7 protein-coding genes and 1 pseudogene are annotated in these 15,977 nt (G+C 63.8%); 4 read left to right on the top strand and 4 right to left on the bottom strand.

What is annotated here, in order from left to right; translation table 11 throughout:
• Positions 1-4,733, top strand: a 4,733-nt coding sequence (xopAD, locus tag XpruCFBP8353_RS20815) for a XopAD/skwp family type III secretion system effector (RefSeq protein WP_282956978.1), incomplete at its 5' end; no start/stop codon positions are given.
• 399 nt (positions 4,734-5,132) lie between these two features.
• On the opposite strand, the gene XpruCFBP8353_RS20820 is transcribed toward xopAD, so the two are convergent.
• Complete coding sequence (locus XpruCFBP8353_RS20820) at positions 5,133-6,947, bottom strand: GspE/PulE family protein (RefSeq protein WP_101364933.1); 1,815 nt, start codon at positions 6,945-6,947, stop codon at positions 5,133-5,135.
• An 89-nt stretch (positions 6,948-7,036) separates the two neighbouring features.
• On the opposite strand from XpruCFBP8353_RS20820, the gene glyQ reads away from it, so the two are divergent.
• From glyQ to XpruCFBP8353_RS23870, 3 genes are all read left to right on the top strand, one after another.
• Positions 7,037-7,945, top strand: a complete 909-nt coding sequence (glyQ, locus tag XpruCFBP8353_RS20825) for a glycine--tRNA ligase subunit alpha (RefSeq protein ID WP_101364934.1) — start codon at positions 7,037-7,039, stop codon at positions 7,943-7,945.
• 318 nt (positions 7,946-8,263) lie between these two features.
• Positions 8,264-10,459, top strand: a complete 2,196-nt coding sequence (gene glyS, locus XpruCFBP8353_RS20835; RefSeq protein WP_101364935.1) for a glycine--tRNA ligase subunit beta — start codon at positions 8,264-8,266, stop codon at positions 10,457-10,459.
• Positions 10,459-10,602, top strand: a complete 144-nt coding sequence (locus tag XpruCFBP8353_RS23870; RefSeq protein WP_162301139.1) for a hypothetical protein — start codon at positions 10,459-10,461, stop codon at positions 10,600-10,602. Before glyS ends, XpruCFBP8353_RS23870 begins: the two co-directional genes overlap by 1 nt.
• Before the next feature lie 148 nt (positions 10,603-10,750).
• On the opposite strand, the pseudogene XpruCFBP8353_RS20840 reads toward XpruCFBP8353_RS23870, so the two are convergent.
• The 3 genes and pseudogenes from XpruCFBP8353_RS20840 to XpruCFBP8353_RS20850 form a co-directional block, all read right to left on the bottom strand.
• Positions 10,751-11,849: pseudogene (locus XpruCFBP8353_RS20840) on the bottom strand (IS3 family transposase).
• A 91-nt stretch (positions 11,850-11,940) separates the two neighbouring features.
• The gene (locus XpruCFBP8353_RS20845; protein WP_101364936.1) at positions 11,941-14,043 is read right to left on the bottom strand and encodes a peptidase domain-containing ABC transporter; all 2,103 of its coding nucleotides are present in this window, start codon (positions 14,041-14,043) and stop codon (positions 11,941-11,943) included.
• Positions 14,040-15,308, bottom strand: coding sequence for an HlyD family secretion protein (locus XpruCFBP8353_RS20850; RefSeq protein WP_101364937.1), 1,269 nt, complete (start codon positions 15,306-15,308; stop codon positions 14,040-14,042). Before XpruCFBP8353_RS20850 ends, XpruCFBP8353_RS20845 begins: the two co-directional genes overlap by 4 nt.
• Positions 15,309-15,977: the final 669 nt, after the last annotated feature.

Here is a 15,977-nt window from a genome sequence, read left to right on the forward strand (position 1 = left end):
CGCTCAATGCCCTGAGCAAATGGCCCGGCACGCCCGCCTGCGAGACAGCCATCGACGTCTTGGCTGCGAAGCTGGCCAACGAGCCCGATTCGCGCAAAGCCCTGGACCCGCAAGGCGTGGCCGTCGCGCTCAACGCGCTGAGCAAATGTCTCGCCAGGCCGGTGTGCCAGTCGGCATTCGTGCTGCTCGCCGAGCGTGCAGGCTCGACCGAGCTGCCCTGGCGGCAGTTCCAGATGCGTGGGATCGCGCTGATGGCCAACGCGATGTCCCGGCCGTTGCATCTGGACGAAGAGGACGATGAGCAGTTCCGGAGCTTGGCTGTCGCCAAGCTGCAGGCGATGGCCGGGCACCTGGATGTGCACCGCGAGCATTTTGCCTCCGCTTCGGCCGCCGATATCGGTGTGCTCTTCAAGGCCCTTGCATCGGCGCGGCTTCAGCGCCATATGCGTCCGCTGGGACAGCCCGCGCTGGAGCGGGTGTGGGCCCTGATCGGGGACGATGAATTACGCCAGACCAGCCTTGAGGGCATCGGCAGCCTCTGCATGGGACTGTTGCCGCTGATCCGCAGTCCGGAGCTGAGCCCCCGCCACCGCGTCCAGGCATTGCGCGTGTTCGACACGTTGCAGCCCATCGTCGCGCGCAAGATCGACCTGTACCTGCGCGACGACGGCGCAGGCGCGTCGGCAGACATCGAACAGCACGCCACGCGCTGCCCGGCGCTGACCTTCTACCAGGTGCTCAAGGCCTACGCGGTGGTGAGCCGGCAATGGAAAGCGCGCCATCTTGACGGCCCGCGCAAGCAACTGCGCCAGCGCCGCGACGAACTGGTGACGTGGGTGGACCTGACGCTGGCGCGCACGCGCCAGGCGATCGAGGCGGACCTGGGCGAGATGAGCTGGAACCTGATCGCGCAGATCGAGGCCGGCGACCAGGTGTTCGACGCCCTGGACCTGCGCATGGCCAAGGACGCGCCGGCGATTACCCAGGCCCATCCACCGACCCGCTTCGATCTGGACAGTGGACGCGTGAGCATGTCCTCGGTTCCCGGCCGGCCGGTGGCGCCGGCGCCCGGCCGCGGCAGCACGACCCATGTGGTGGTCGATCTGGTGGGCAAGGAGCTGTCGACCAACCGTTCCGAATCGGACAAGCCGTACTCGCTGTTTGCGCGCCTGACCGGGCTGCCGCTGGTGGAGGTGCAATTGCCTGGTGAGCTATCGACCTTCATGCTCGCGCGGACGTTCAACTACAACGGCGAGCCCTGGCGCTTCGACATGTTGGGCGGCAGCCGCGCGGCGCGCAGCAAATCCGGCAGCCGCAGCCTGGTGGTGTCTCACAGGAAGGAGTCGGCGTCGCTGTTGCCGGCGTTCCGCTATGCCGACGCCGCCCCGGGCAGCAGCCTGATGCACCTGGCGGCCAAGCTCGCTCCGCAACGCGAGGACTGGTCGCGCATGCAGCGCTCGCTGCTGGAGATGGTGCCCAGCGACCATGTCGTGGAGGGCACCCTGCGCCTGGGCGTGTTCGATGACGTCGAGGGCCCTGCGCATCCGTTCAAGCCGTTGGCCGTGGATGGCACTGCCCTGGCGCTGTGCCCCAACGATGGCTGCGGCTTCCTGAAACTGGGAGTGGCCTTGTCCATTCCGGCCTTCCGCAAGCATTACGATGCCTGGCACGCGGTGCAGGCGAACCAGGCCACCGAGGAGCAGCGCGATCTGGTGGCCAAGGACAAGGGGCCTTCGCTGATGCCAGCGCAGGCGTTGCAGCATTACCCCCGCGATGCGGCGGCGCTGGAAGAGGCGCACGCGGCGATGCAGGACCGGCTGCAGACACTGGAGCCGACAGGCGATGACCCGCTGTGGGTGTACAGGCCACTCATCGGCGGCGGCTACCAGGGTCAGCGGGTGCGGGCGGTGCCTTCGGCCGACGACAAGGTGCATCTGCCGCAGCAGCGCAGCCAGGCCTTCGACGTCGCGGGCGGCCCGTTGTTGCTCGGCAAGCCCCCCTACGACAAGGAGAATCTGCTGCCGGTACCGGAGCAGCGCATCGCCACCGTGGCCACGGGCGACGCCACCGCCGCGTTCCTCTCCCAGTGCTTCGGCATCCAGTACAGCTACACCGGTTTCGATGATCGCTCCGGCGTCGATCCGCAGATGCTGCACAGCAAGGGCATGCTGGTGGTGGTGCCCGAGCAGCAGTGGCCGGCCGCGTTCAGTGACACCGACCTGGCCTGCTCCAAGGAAGATCTGAAGACACTGTCGTCCTGGACGAGCGGCCGCGACCGCGGTGCCTTGCCGCGCGACATCCTCAGCACCGGCAGCCTGCGGCTCAAGGACATCGTGGAGCCTGGGCGCCTGGGCGCACTGCCGATCGACGAGTTGCGCAAACGCGACATGGACACCGACGGCGACGACGCCTTCGTCTACGCAGGCTATCCCAAGCTGGCCGCGCTGATTTCGCGGGTGATGGATCGCAAGGCCAGGCTCGGTCGGCAAAAGTCCTTCAAGCCGCCGAAGACGGCCACGCCGGCCATCGACCCGGTTACCGGTCACTACCAGCCCGGGCGGCTGGCCGAGATCATGGCCCTCAAGCGCGGTCAGCGCATCACCTCGGCGGCCGCCACGCTGGCGGCGCGCTTCCTGGGGCAGCCGAACGAACTGCGCGAAGCGATGGCGCGCGACATGATGTTCGGCACCTACGATGGCATCGAGCGCGCGTTGCGCAACGGTTTGCGCGAGCTGCTCGAAGAGCAGGTCCGCGATCCCCAGGTGCTGGCCACGCTGCGCGTGCAGGCGCGCGAGGCGATCGAACGCGCCCACCTGCCCGAGGCGCGCCAGGCGGCCGCGTTGCTGCACGCGCAGCTGCTTGCGCTTGAGACAAACCCGGCCGCCGACAGCGCCGCGCCGGCGTTGCCCGATGCCCTGGCTGAGGCGTTTCCCGGCCTGGCCAAGGCCTACGAGGCTGCGTCCGGAGTCGACGCACGCATCCACGCCATCCTGGATAACTACCCGGTGTGCCGGCTGTCGCATGCGCAGTTCCCGGACGGGCAACCCGGGCTCATCCCCGGCCAGCCGGAACTGACCATGCGCAACCTGTTCACCATCGCGATCAAGGTCGGCACCGATGCGCTGAAGTCCGACACCGGCACGGCGCTGTTCGCCAAGATCGTGGAGGCCTGCGAACGGGCCGAGCGGAGCTTCGCCGAGCGGGTCCGCAGCGTGCCCTACAGCAGGGCAACCGCCCGGGCCATGCAGGACGGGCGCTTCGATCCCGAACAGACCAAGCTGCTGCTGCAGCGCATGCCGTCGATGGCCGCTGGCGTCATGGAAGACGCGCTTGAGGCGCTCCAGCAGGCCGGCTGGATCGCCCGGCCGCAGCCGCCGGCCGAGCGGCTGCGCGCCGTGCAGCCGCAGGACATTGCGGTCCAGGCACAGGCCTTGCTGATGCGTGCCCGCCAGATGGAGCCGCAGGTCACCGACATGCTGAAGCGTATTGCCGCCCCCCATGGTGGGCAATTGGCCGGCACACAGCATCAACTGAAGTCCTACGGCTCGTTGCAGGAAAAGCTCAGGCAGCGGGTGGCGTTGAAGAAGCAGACGCTGGAAGAGGCGGCAGCCGGCGTCAACGACGCGCTGCGCTACAGCGTGGTGCTGGAACCGCAGGACTTTACCGCCGGTCTGCGCGCCATGCTGGCCGCACTGGACGATCAGGGCCATGCACGGGTCAAGCTGACCAATCAATTCACCGTCTACCCGCCCTCGTTCAAGGCCATCAATGTCACGCTGCGCAGCCCTGACGGTGCGCTGTGGGAGATCCAGTTCCATACCCCGGAGACCTTCGCGCTCAAGGAGCGTTTCCACGATCTGTACAAGCGCACCCATGCGCTGGCGCTTGGCGGCGCTTCGCGGGCCGAGCAACGCACGCTGCAGGCGCCTGCGCTGGAGGCATTCAAGCGCGTGGCCTCGCCGCCAGGATGCGAGCAGATCGACGACTGGCAGGAAGAGACCGTGCCGGCGCTGGCAAGCACACTGCCGGCGCTTGCCTCCGAACAGACCCCCGTCAATGCGAACGCATCGCCGGCACACAGCGTGTTCAACACCGCCACAGGCAAGCAAGCGTCGCTGACGCCGGTGCTCAACACGCTGGCCGAAGGTTTAGGCGCGCGGCTATGGGGCAACGTGCGCTACAACGCCAGGCAGGGCCGGATCGAGCAGGTGCAACAGGCTCCGTTCCAGAAATCGGTCGCCTCGATCAAGGACAAGATCCGGCGCCATCTACGCGCCGGCATGCCAGCCGAACAGGCTACGCAGAGCGTGGGCGATGCGCTGCGCTATGCGCTTGAGTTGCCGTCCGAGGGTTTCGTGGCGAAGGTGCAGGCGGCCCAGGACGCAATGCGTCGGCAAGGGATGAGGTGCGTGAAGCTGCAGAATTACTTTACCTCAGGAGACGGCACCTACCGGGGCATCAATGCCAGCTTCACCGATGCCGAGGGCTACGCGTTTGAAGTGCAGTTTCACACTGCGCAGAGCTTCGACGCCAAGGCGCAAACGCATCTGTCGTACAAGCGGATGCAGTTGGCGCAGACACGACTCGACAGTGAGCGGCAAAAACCTCAGCCCGATCCGGTCAGGCAGGCAAAACTGACGCAGGAGATCGCAGGGCACAGAAAGGCGATGCACGAGATGACGGCCAAGGTGAGCAAGCCCGCCCACATCGAGCGGCTTGGAGGCCGCGCATGAGGACCAATCAACGCGCAAGAGGTCGCGAAACTGCGGCTCTCAAGAGGGGCCAGCTGTGAGCCAAACGACATCTCCACCCTAAAGAAAGGCATGAGCGCCGAGTCCACTGGTGCGGGAATCCAGCGCGTGCGGCTCGCAGGAGCGGGCGAATGCGTCGATCGCCGTCATGGCGATCGACCGCGACGTGTGCGAGAACGGCGTGCAAACCGGAGGTGTTGCTGCGTGCATGGCAAGCCACCGTGCGCCTGAGCGAACACGAGCGATCGGCAGGCATCGGTCCTGCTGTCAGCAGAGACGTCTTCAACCGGTCCCTGCCGGCCCTCGACGCCTCGCGGCGTCGAAGGTCCCCGACGGAGCATGCACGCGCAAGCGGCGTGGTCGTCAGGACGAAGGACGCGTCTACTCCCGCGGCGGCAGCACCGAGAGTACTTCTTCGATGGTGGTCAGCCCGGCGGCGACCTTTTCCAGGCCGGTCCGGCGCAGCGTGCGCAGGCCCTCGCCGCGGGCGGCCTGGCTGAAGCTCGCCAGTTCGGTGTCCGGGCGGATGAGGGTGCGCAGGCGTGGGGTAACCGGCAGCAGTTCGTACAGGCCCACCCGGCCCAGGTAGCCGGTGCGGCGGCATTCCAGGCAGCCGACCGGCGCGTGCACGTTGAGCGGTGCCGGCAGCGCTTCGCCGGGCTCGCGGATGGCCGCCCAGTCGGTGTCGCTGAGCGTATGCGGGCGCTTGCAGTGCACGCACAGCGTGCGCACCAGCCGCTGCGCCAGCACGCCGTTGAGCGTGGACGCCACCAGGTAATGCGGCACGCCCAGATCCAGCAGGCGGGTGATCGCCGAGGCGGCGTCGTTGGTGTGCAGCGTGGACAGCACCAGATGCCCGGTGAGCGAGGCCTGCACCGCCATCTGTGCGGTTTCCAGGTCGCGGATTTCACCGATCATGATGATGTCCGGGTCCTGCCGCAGCAGCGTGCGCACGCCGCTGGCGAAGTCCAGATCGATGTTCTGCTGCACCTGCATCTGGTTGAATTCCGGCGCGATCATTTCGATCGGGTCTTCCACGCTGCACACGTTCACGTCCGGCGTGGCCAGGCGTTTGAGCGTGGAATACAGCGTGGTGGTCTTGCCCGAGCCGGTGGGGCCGGTGACCAGTACGATGCCGTGCGGACGCTCGACCAGCGCGCTCCAGCCGGCGGCCTCTTCGGGGCTGAAACCCAGTTGCTCGATGCTCTTGAAGGCCGAATCCGGGTCGAAGATACGCATCACGCACTTCTCGCCGAAGGCAGTGGGCATCGTCGACAGGCGCATTTCCACCTCGCGCCCGCCTGGCGAGCGGGTCTTGATGCGGCCGTCCTGTGGCCGGCGGCGTTCGGCCAGATCCATGCGCCCGAGCACCTTGATGCGGCTGACCACCGCGGTCATCACCGACGGCGGCACTTCCAGCACCTTGTGCAGCACCCCGTCGATGCGAAAGCGCATGCGCCCAGCCTCGCGACGTGGCTCCAGATGGATGTCGCTTGCCCGCTGCTCGTAGGCGTACTGCAGCAGCCAGTCGACGATATGTACGATGTGGTGGTCGTCGGCATTGACGTCGCCGGCGCGGCCCAGTTCCACCAGTTGTTCGAAGCTGGGCAGGCCGACATTGGATTCGCTGCTGCGTGCATCGCTGCGTGCGCCGCGCACCGACTGGGTGACGCCGAAGAACTCCATCGTGTAGCGATGCAGGTCCAGCGGGTTGATCAGCGCCAGCTCGATGCGGCGCCGGCTCAGGTGCTGCACGTCGGCCAGCCAGTCCAGCGCCAACGGCTCGCTGGTGGCGATCAGCACGCGCTCTGCATCCAGCGCCAACGGCAGGATGCGATGGCGGCGCGCATAGGCGTGCGAGACCACGCCGGTGACGGCGGCGACATCGATGCGGGTGGGGTCGATGCGCAGATAGCGCAGCCCGGTGCGGGTGGCCAGCCATTCGGTCAGCCGCTCCAGCCCGAGCTCGCCGGCCGGCGGTTGTGCAGCGTGCAATTTCAGATTGGCCAGCAGCACCAGCGGATGTACATCGCTGGCACTGCGCGCGCCGCTGGCGGAGAACTGCACACGCTCGTGTTCGTGCGGGACCACCATGCCGTCGGCCAGCAGGGCGGCAGCCACCGGGTCGAACATCAGCCGGCCGCGCGGCAGCAGTGCCACGGCGTTATCCGGATCGGCGGTGCGCCGCTGTTCCATGCGTGTCTTCCCCTGCAGCGGTGCTCCGCGGCAAAGCGCCGCGGGTCGGCCGGTATACTAGCGCACCCCTTCCGCACGGCCCTTGCTGCATGTCTGATTCCAGCCGCGTTCCAATCACGTTCCAGGGCCTGATCCAGACCCTCAACCAGTACTGGGCCGATCAGGGCTGCGTACTGATCCAGCCGCTGGACCTGGAAGTGGGTGCGGGCACGTTCCATCCGGCCACCTTCCTGCGCGCGCTGGGCCCGGAGCCGTGGAATGCCGCCTACGTGCAACCTTCGCGCCGCCCCACCGACGGCCGCTACGGCGAAAACCCCAATCGGCTGCAGCGCTATTACCAGTACCAGGTGGCGATGAAGCCCAACCCGGACAACATCCAGGACCTGTACCTGGGCTCGCTCAAGGCGCTGGGCATCGACCCGCTGGTGCACGACCTGCGCTTTGTCGAAGACAACTGGGAATCGCCCACGCTCGGCGCCTGGGGCCTGGGCTGGGAAGTCTGGCTCAACGGCATGGAGGTCACCCAGTTCACCTACTTCCAGCAGGCCGGCGGACTGGAGTGCAAGCCGGTGCTCGGTGAGATCACCTACGGCCTGGAACGCCTGTGCATGTACCTGCAGAGCTGCGACAACGTCTACGAGTTGGTGTGGACCTACGGTCCGGACGGCGCCGCAGTGACGTACGGCGATGTGTATCACCAGAACGAAGTGGAGCAGAGCACCTACAACTTCGAACACGCCAATGTGGCCGAGCTGTTCCACCGCTTCGACGCCTGCGAAGCCGAAGCCAGGCATCTGGTCGAGGTCGGCCTGCCGCTGCCGGCGTACGAGCAGGTCACCAAGGCCAGCCACGCCTTCAACCTGCTGGATGCACGCCGCGCGATCAGCGTGACCGAACGCCAGCGCTACATCCTGCGCGTGCGCGCGCTGGCCCAGGGCGTGGCGCAGGCGTACTACGCCCAACGCGAGAAGCTGGGATTTCCTGGTGTGAAGAAATAACCGAGAGCCCCTCTCCCACCGGGAGAGGGGGTGGGGTGAGGGTCGGGGCGTAGCCCTCATGCACCCAACCTCCACAGGGCTTCGCCCGTCCCCTCATCCGCCTCTGCGGGGCACCTTCTCCCCCATGAAGGGGGACAATGTCCCGCAGGGAGAAGGGACTAGCGAGCCCCTCTCCCCTCGGGAGAGGGGTTGGGGTGAGGGGACGAGGCGCAGCCCTCATGCACCCAACCTTCCACAGAGCTTCGCCCGTCCCCTCATCCGCCCCTTCGGGGCACCTTCTCCCGCAGGGAGAAGGGACTACGCAAAGGTCCATGTCATATGAGCGAACAACTTCCCCTGCTGATCGAACTGGGCACCGAAGAGCTGCCGGTCAAGGCGCTGCCGGGTCTGGCGCAGGCCTTTTTCGATGGCGTGCTGAGCGGCCTGGAAAAGCGCGGCGTTGCCGTCACCCGCGGCGATGCCAAGCCGCTGTCCACCCCGCGCCGTCTGGCGGTGCTGCTGCCGGGCGTGGCCACCGAGCAGCCGGAGCAGCGCTCGGAAGTGCTGGGGCCGTATCTCAACATCGCCCTCGACGCCGAAGGCCAACCGACCAAGGCATTGGCCGGTTTCGCCGCCAAGGCCGGTATCGACTGGACCGCGCTGGAACGCACCAGCGACGCCAAGGGCGAGCGTTTCGTGCATCGCGCAGTGACGCCGGGCGCGCGCACGGCCGACTTGTTGTCGGAGATCTTGCGCGAGGCCATCGCCGCGATGCCCATCCCCAAGCCGATGCGCTGGGGCGCGCACGAGTACGCCTTCGCACGGCCGGTGCAATGGTTGGTGCTGTTGTTCGGCAGCGAGGTGATTCCGGCCGAGTTGCTGGGCGTACGCGGCGACCGCATCACGCGCGGGCACCGCTTCATGCATGAGGGCGCAGTGTCGCTGGCGGCACCCGGCGACTACGTCGATGCGCTGCGCGCGGCGCACGTGCTGGTGGATCCGGACGCGCGCCGTGCCCGCATCGTCGACGAAGTGCAGGCGGCCGCCAGGCAGGCCGGCGGCAGCGCACGCATCAGCGACGACAACCTGGAGCAGGTGGTCAACCTGGTCGAATGGCCGGCGGCGGTGCTGTGCAGTTTCGAACGCGATTTCCTGGCGGTGCCGCAGGAAGCGCTGATCGAAACCATGGAGATCAACCAGAAATTCTTCCCGGTGCTGGACGACGGCGGCACCTTGACCGAGCAGTTCATCGGCATCGCCAACATCCAATCCAAGGACGTGGCCGAAGTGGCCAAGGGCTACGAGCGCGTGATCCGTCCGCGCTTTGCCGACGCCAAGTTCTTCTTCGACGAAGACCTCAAGCAGGGCCTGCAGGCGATGGGCGAAGGCCTGTCCAGCGTCACGTATCAGGCCAAGCTGGGCAGCGTGGCCGACAAGGTCGCGCGCGTGGCGGCGCTGGCCGAGGCGATTGCACCGCAGGTCGGTGCCGACCCGGTGCAGGCACGGCGTGCTGCGGAATTGGCCAAGAACGATCTGCAATCGCGCATGGTCAACGAATTCCCGGAGCTGCAGGGCATTGCCGGCCGCCATTACGCCAAGGCCGCCGGCGAACCGAGCGAGATTTCGCTGGCCATCGACGAGGCCTACCAACCGCGTTTTGCCGGCGACGACATCGCGCTGTCGCCGCTGGGCAAGGTGCTGGCGATTGCCGAGCGTCTGGATACCTTGGCCGGTGGCTTTGCGGCCGGTTTGAAGCCGACCGGCAACAAGGACCCGTTCGCGCTGCGGCGCAATGCGTTGGGGTTGGCGCGGACGGTGATTGAGAGTGGGTTTGATCTGGATTTGAAGGCGACGCTGGTGGCTGCGGTCAAGTTGCTGCCGTGGGATCGCCTTGTCAGAAAAGCCAAGCTAACCAGCGAAGAAACGATTTCCGATATCGACACCACGCAGTACGCGCAGCTTGCCCAAGAAATCTTCGACTTCATCCTCGACCGCCTACGCGGCTATTACGCCGACAAGGGCGTACCTGCAACGCATTTCAACGCGGTCGCCGCATTGTTCTCCGTCACGTCCGAAGCCGTGCCGACACCGACCAGCGTAGGAGCGCACCCGGGCGCGACCCACGGATCGCTCTACGACTTCGACCGCCGCATCGATGCCATCGGCATCTTCGCCACGTTGCCCGAAGCCGACGCGTTGGCCGCGGCGAACAAGCGCATCCGCAATATCCTGCGCAAGGTCGAGGGCGAGATCCCCGGCGACATCGACACCAGCCTGCTGCGCGAACCGGCCGAACAAGCGCTCGCCGAAGCGGTGGAAGCGGCCATCGGCGACACCGGCGATGCCTTGCATCGTCACGACTATGTCGCCGTGCTCGCACGCCTGGCACGCCTGCGTCCGCAGGTGGATGCGTTCTTCGACGGCGTGATGGTCAACGCCGACGACCCGCAGCTGCGCGCCAACCGGCTCGCACTGCTGAAGAAGCTCGGCGACCGCCTCGGCAGCGTCGCCGCCATCGAGCATCTGTCCAGCTGATGTCCAGGTCGGCGGGCGCGCTGCACTGGCAGGCCGCCCAGGCCGCGTTGGCGCGGCGCGACCTGGGCGTGGCAGCGTCTGCATTGCAGGCGCTGCTGGGGGCTGCAATTAAACTACGCCATAACGCCAGTATTTGGCAGTGACCGACTGCAGCTCTGAGTTGCCGTATCAGCGGCCCTGGATGCTGGTACTACTGTAGATGCAGTCGGTGATCGGCACGTTGGGCTTTTCAACCGAGCGCAAGCTATGAGTCTGTCGTCGACGTCCCCCCGCCCTGAGTAGCGGCCGCGTTTAGAGTCCGGGGTTGATGATATCGGTGTTTGCCAGATGTTGGGCATAAGCGGACGGCGTCATGCCGCCAATTGCTTTCTTGGGTCGCTCCTCGTTGTATTCGCGTCGCCAGCGTTCGATCTCGGTGCGCGCGTGCAGCAGCGTTGGGAACCAGTGTTCGTTGAGGCATTCGTCGCGCAGCCGGCCGTTGAACGATTCGACGTAGGCGTTCTGGTTTGGTTTGCCCGGCTGGATGAGCCGTAGCTGCACACCCCGGTCATGCGCCCAGGCAACCATCGCTTTGCCGCAAAACTCCTTGCCGTTGTCGGTGCGGATCACCTGCGGCAGGCCGCGACTGTGTGCCAACCGATCCAGCACGCGCGCAACGCCGTGCCCGGAGATCGCGCGTTCCACCTCGATGGCGACCGCCTCGTGCGTTGCGTCGTCCACGATCACCAGACACTTGATCACTCGGCCGTTGGCGGAGCGGTCGAACACGAAGTCCATCGACCAGACCTGGTTGGCCTGCGCTGGCCGCAGCAGCGGCTGACGCTCGCCAACCGGTACCTTCTTGCGCTTGCGGTGCCGCACTTGTAGCTGCTGCTCGCGATACAACCGCTCCACGCGCTTGTAGTTCACCAGGCGTCCTTCCTGTCGCAGCTTGAGATAGATCATCCCCACGCCGTAGCGGCGATGGCGATGCGCCAACGCAAGAATGCGCTCGCGCAGTTCGCCATTGCGGTCTTGGCGTGGGCAATAGCGCAGCGCGCTGGCGCTCATGCCAATCGCCGCCAAGGCACGACGCTCGCTAGCACCACGCCCGATCCACTCGCGCACCAGCGCACGACGCGCCGGTGCGCTCACCACTTTTTTCGCAACGCATCCTTGATCAGGTCGTTCTCAACTGCTCGGCCAGCAACTTCTTTAGCCGCGCGTTCTCGGACTCAAGCTCCTTGAGCCGCTTGGCATCGGGCACGCTCATCCCGCCGAACTTGCTGCGCCACAGGTAGTACGAGGCCTCGCTGAAGCCATGCCGCCGGCACAGGTCCTTGATGGCGACGCCGCTTTCGGCTTCGCGCAGGAAGCCGATGATCTGTTCTTCGGAAAAACGCTTCTTCACGTCCAATCTCCTTGGGGTAGGGAATTGGACTCCAAACTGAGGTGCTACTCAAAATTGGGGGGACGTCGTCGTCCACGCAGTCACTGATCGCTCATCGGATCCAAGTTTGCGTGGAAAGATCGAATACGCGGTCCGCCATCGCAATGGTCTCTTTGCGATGAGCGATGATGATCCTAGTAATCTCTAGATCCATAACTGCGTCGTTAACCACCTTTTCGTTGTCGCTATCCAGATGGCTGGTCGCTTCATCGAGCACGAGGATCTTAGGCTGCCTGTATAGTGCCCTCGCCAGTAGGATCCTTTGCTTCTGTCCACCGGACAACGTCGAGCCCATATCGCCGACCAGGGTTTCGTAGCCCATCGGCATCTTCAATATTTCATCGTGGATACCAGCAGTACGCGCTGCCGCTTCGATTTCGGACAGCTCCGCCGAGCTGTCGAAGAACGCCACGTTGTCGGCGATTGTCCCAGAGAATAAGCAATCATCTTGCATCACTGCCGCCATTCCCTGAGCGGGGATGGCGCTGCGGCACACAGGTCTGGGCTGGTCGGTTACTGTCACTTCTCCTTCCTGCGGCGCAAGTAGGCCAAGGACGATTTTGGCAAGCGTGGTCTTGCCACATCCGCTTGGACCGACCAAGGCAACAGACTGGCCGGGTGCTATGGTAAAGCTCAAGTTCCTGAAGATCCACGGTTCCCATTCGGAATAGCGATATCCCAGCCCCTTCATCTGCACCTCCGGCGCGGACCGGAGGGCGCGTTCCAGGCGCCCGCGGGCAGGCTCTTCGTCCGCAGTAGTGATATCGGCAAGACGATTGAGGTGAAGTCCAAGCATCTTCAGTTCGACCGCGTTATCAATGAGGGAGCCCACGCGAGTAGAAAACTGGTCCGCATAAGACAGTGCGGCAACCATCATGCCGGCGGTCATCGCGTTGCCCGAGATGAGGTACGCGCCTGCTGAAAGCAAGAAAACTCGCTGCAGCCCGAAGATGCCCTGGCTGGCGGCTCCAAAGCCCAGCTTGATCCGCTCCGCGGTAACGCCACGCTTGGCGGCCTCCAGCGTAGCATTTGCCAAGCGGGCGCGGCGTTCGAGCTGGCGGTTTGCCAGCTTAATTGCCTGAATACCCCGTACCGACTCCATCAACTCCGATTGCTGTCGTGCATCTAACACCATGCTCTGTTCACTTGCACGCCAGAGTGCCCCGAACATGAGGAAGCGACCCAAGGCATAGAGGGTGGCCACGACCACCACGACGGTCGCCATACCTGTGCTGTAGATAAATAGCAATACCAAAGCTAGGCTGCCTGTCAGGCCATCTAGCAGTGCGGTGACGAAGCTACCCGTCAAGATCGCCTGGATCCAGTGAATGGATCCGAATCGGGACATGATGTCTCCCAGGTGGCGCTTCTCGAAGAAGTCCAGGGGTAGGCGCATGAGATGGCTGAAGATATTGATGACCCACTGCGTGCTGATGTTGGCCCCCAGCCAGCTAATCAACCAAGCCCTCGCTAAATTCAGACCCGCCTGGATGATGATCACCAGCGAAAAGATTGCTGCAACTGTGAGTATGACCTTGCCGTTAGACTCTGAGATCTGGTCAACTGCCCACTGGGCTTGGAGCGGTATAGATAGACCTAGCGCCTCGATCGCCAACGCGAGGGCGAAGATCTGGATCAGCACCCTTTTCAATCCGCTGATCCGCCCGGTCAATGCAGACAGTGGCACGCTAGGTGACTTGCTTGCCCGCCTGAATGACGCGCTGGGCTCTAATTCCAGCAGCACTCCGGTGAAGTATTTGCTGACCTCACCCATAGGCATCAGGCGCCGCCCTTGGGCCGGGTCAATGATTACCAGTTTGCTGCCCTTGGTACCAGCCAGTACCACGAAGTGATTCATGTTCCAATGCAAAATAACGGGCGCTTGCACTTCCCTCAGATAATCCAGTTCTGCGCGCAACGCCCTGCAACCGAAGCCCATGTCATCTGCAACCTCGATAACCTGGTTAAGCGACATACCCTTCAGCGTGGAGCTGTAGCGACGCCTGAGGGCAGGAAGCCCGCAGTGATTGCCGTAGAACTGAGCCAGCATTGCTAGGCACGCCAGCGCGCACTCTGCCGCCTCCGATTGCATGATTGGATCGACACGCTTTTTTTGCGACCACAAAAGAGTCGGGCTGCCATCAGCCATTGTCATGGGGTAGCCTTTTCATCTGAGCCCAGGGATGGCAAAGCGGACGGACGGAGCATCCAATCAATCAGGCTTCTGGTCTCCACATCGACCTTGGCCGTCAAGGTCATTCCAGGCTTTGCTGCAAACCGCCGAAAGAAGGACGATGACGATGCATCGTCAATCGCGACTATCACACGATAGCCCGAGCTGGATTGGGCGCTGCCGAGGATCCTACCGATCTCCAACGCTGAAACAGCGTTCGTCGAGATAGAGATAATCTTACCGCGCTGTCTGCCGTATCTAGCGGCAGGAAATGCATCGTAGCTGATATCCACGGGCTTGCCGACCTGTAACAGACCGACCGCCGAGCTGGGCACCCATAGTTCGGCCACGAGCTTCGAATTCCTGGGAAGGATCACCATGAGCTGTGACGCCTCATCTACCACCATGCCAGGATGTGCGAGGACAGCTGCGACAATGCCGTCCATCGAAGCACGAATCACCTGGTTCCGGCGTTGTTCGTTCTCTGCTTTTTCGTTTTCCACATCCGCAATCTGTACATTTAGCGCGACAATACGCTCATCGGTGATGAGGGGAAGCTGAGCCAGCTCAGCCTCCGATTGGTTTAACTCAAGCATCGCCTGAAGCCGCTGGTTTCGCACATCCTGCGCAAGGGATTTCTGCTGTAGTGCCGTGTCATATTGTTGCGCCAGCTGGTAGCCGCTGACCAATCCGCTTGCCTTGGTGCGCCAAGTTTCGTAGAGCGCGTTAGCCGCCTTGTAGCGGATATCTTGATTCTTGATCTGCAGCGTCAACGTTGCAATGCGCGCACGTAGCAGGTCGATCCGATCACGCAGATCGTGTTCCTTCAGTAAAGATAGGCGCTGCTGAGATTCGACCGACGCCTTGAGCTGTTGGCGCTTGCTGGCAATTTGCCCGGAGATCAGTTTTCCAGTATCACTGGACGCCGCGCTGGAACGCTGGCTGGATACTCTGACAAGGGGTTGCCCAAGAGTCACCTGATCTCCCTCCGACACTAAGACTTCGGCCACGGTCGCACCGGATGGCTGTGGCGCCACCACATTCGCCTGGCCAGCCAATGGAATCAGGCGTCCAACGATTTTTTCAGTCCTGCTGTAGCGCCCAAATAGTGCAAGTCCCGTCATGACCAACAAGATCAGGGCCGCGCTAAAAAAGAAAACCCAACCCAAGCGGGGCGGGGTGATGCTGATGCCGCCGAGCCGGTCTACTTTTTTCGCCGCGAACACCTCATTGCGGAAAAGCTCCACTTACATTCCTCGCACTAAATATTTCACTAAGGAAGATCTGAATAGCCAGCAGCACCTTAGAAGTTTCAATCAGTACTGCCCACAGGATGCATGTAGCTGGCTTGAGTAACGACAGCACAAACAGTGCCAGCACCTGCGCCATCTTCCCGACCACCCACGCATCTGTTGCGATCTTCCAGGTCTGGAGTTCCTAGTGTTTTCCTGGGTCACCTTGACATCGGCGACATGGCTGCGGTAGATCCCGCTGGCTGAAACAGCCGCGATTTCATCCATGCCAATGCACGCCTTTGTGTCGAAATACCATCGATTGCTCTTGTTTATTATTATACGTCTCGGGGTCGATTGGGGTCTGCACTTTTGAGTTAGCTGGGTGCTGTGACGAAGGTCGCGACGACGATTGTGCCAGACCGAAGGCTTGGCTTTTTTCGCACCAGATTGACGTTGACCATCTCCAAAATCTGCACGGCAAGCCCGTGGGCTCCACCAAACGACGAGAGTTAGAATCGCGGCCTAATCGGGAACGTCGTTCAATCCGCCGAGCTGGAAAAACTGGGGTAAGGGGAGATCCCGGCGGTACCGTCACGTATCTGACGGCTTCCCCAGTGCTGCCGAAAATAATTTCTCATAAAAAACCTGCCGCTTACCGGGGCGGATCCGGAACGACTGACC

Origin of the sequence: Xanthomonas prunicola, assembly GCF_002846205.1 — a bacterium.
Taxonomy (GTDB): domain Bacteria; phylum Pseudomonadota; class Gammaproteobacteria; order Xanthomonadales; family Xanthomonadaceae; genus Xanthomonas; species Xanthomonas prunicola.

Bases quoted from the DNA above. Each gene is read 5' to 3' on its own strand.
- XpruCFBP8353_RS20820 (WP_101364933.1), bottom strand. From the start codon at position 6,947: ATGGAACAGCGGCGCACCGCCGATCCGGATAACGCCGTGGCACTGCTG.
- glyQ (WP_101364934.1), top strand. From the start codon at position 7,037: ATGTCTGATTCCAGCCGCGTTCCAATCACGTTCCAGGGCCTGATCCAG.
- glyS (WP_101364935.1), top strand. From the start codon at position 8,264: ATGAGCGAACAACTTCCCCTGCTGATCGAACTGGGCACCGAAGAGCTG.
- XpruCFBP8353_RS23870 (WP_162301139.1), top strand. From the start codon at position 10,459: ATGTCCAGGTCGGCGGGCGCGCTGCACTGGCAGGCCGCCCAGGCCGCG.
- XpruCFBP8353_RS20845 (WP_101364936.1), bottom strand. From the start codon at position 14,043: ATGACAATGGCTGATGGCAGCCCGACTCTTTTGTGGTCGCAAAAAAAG.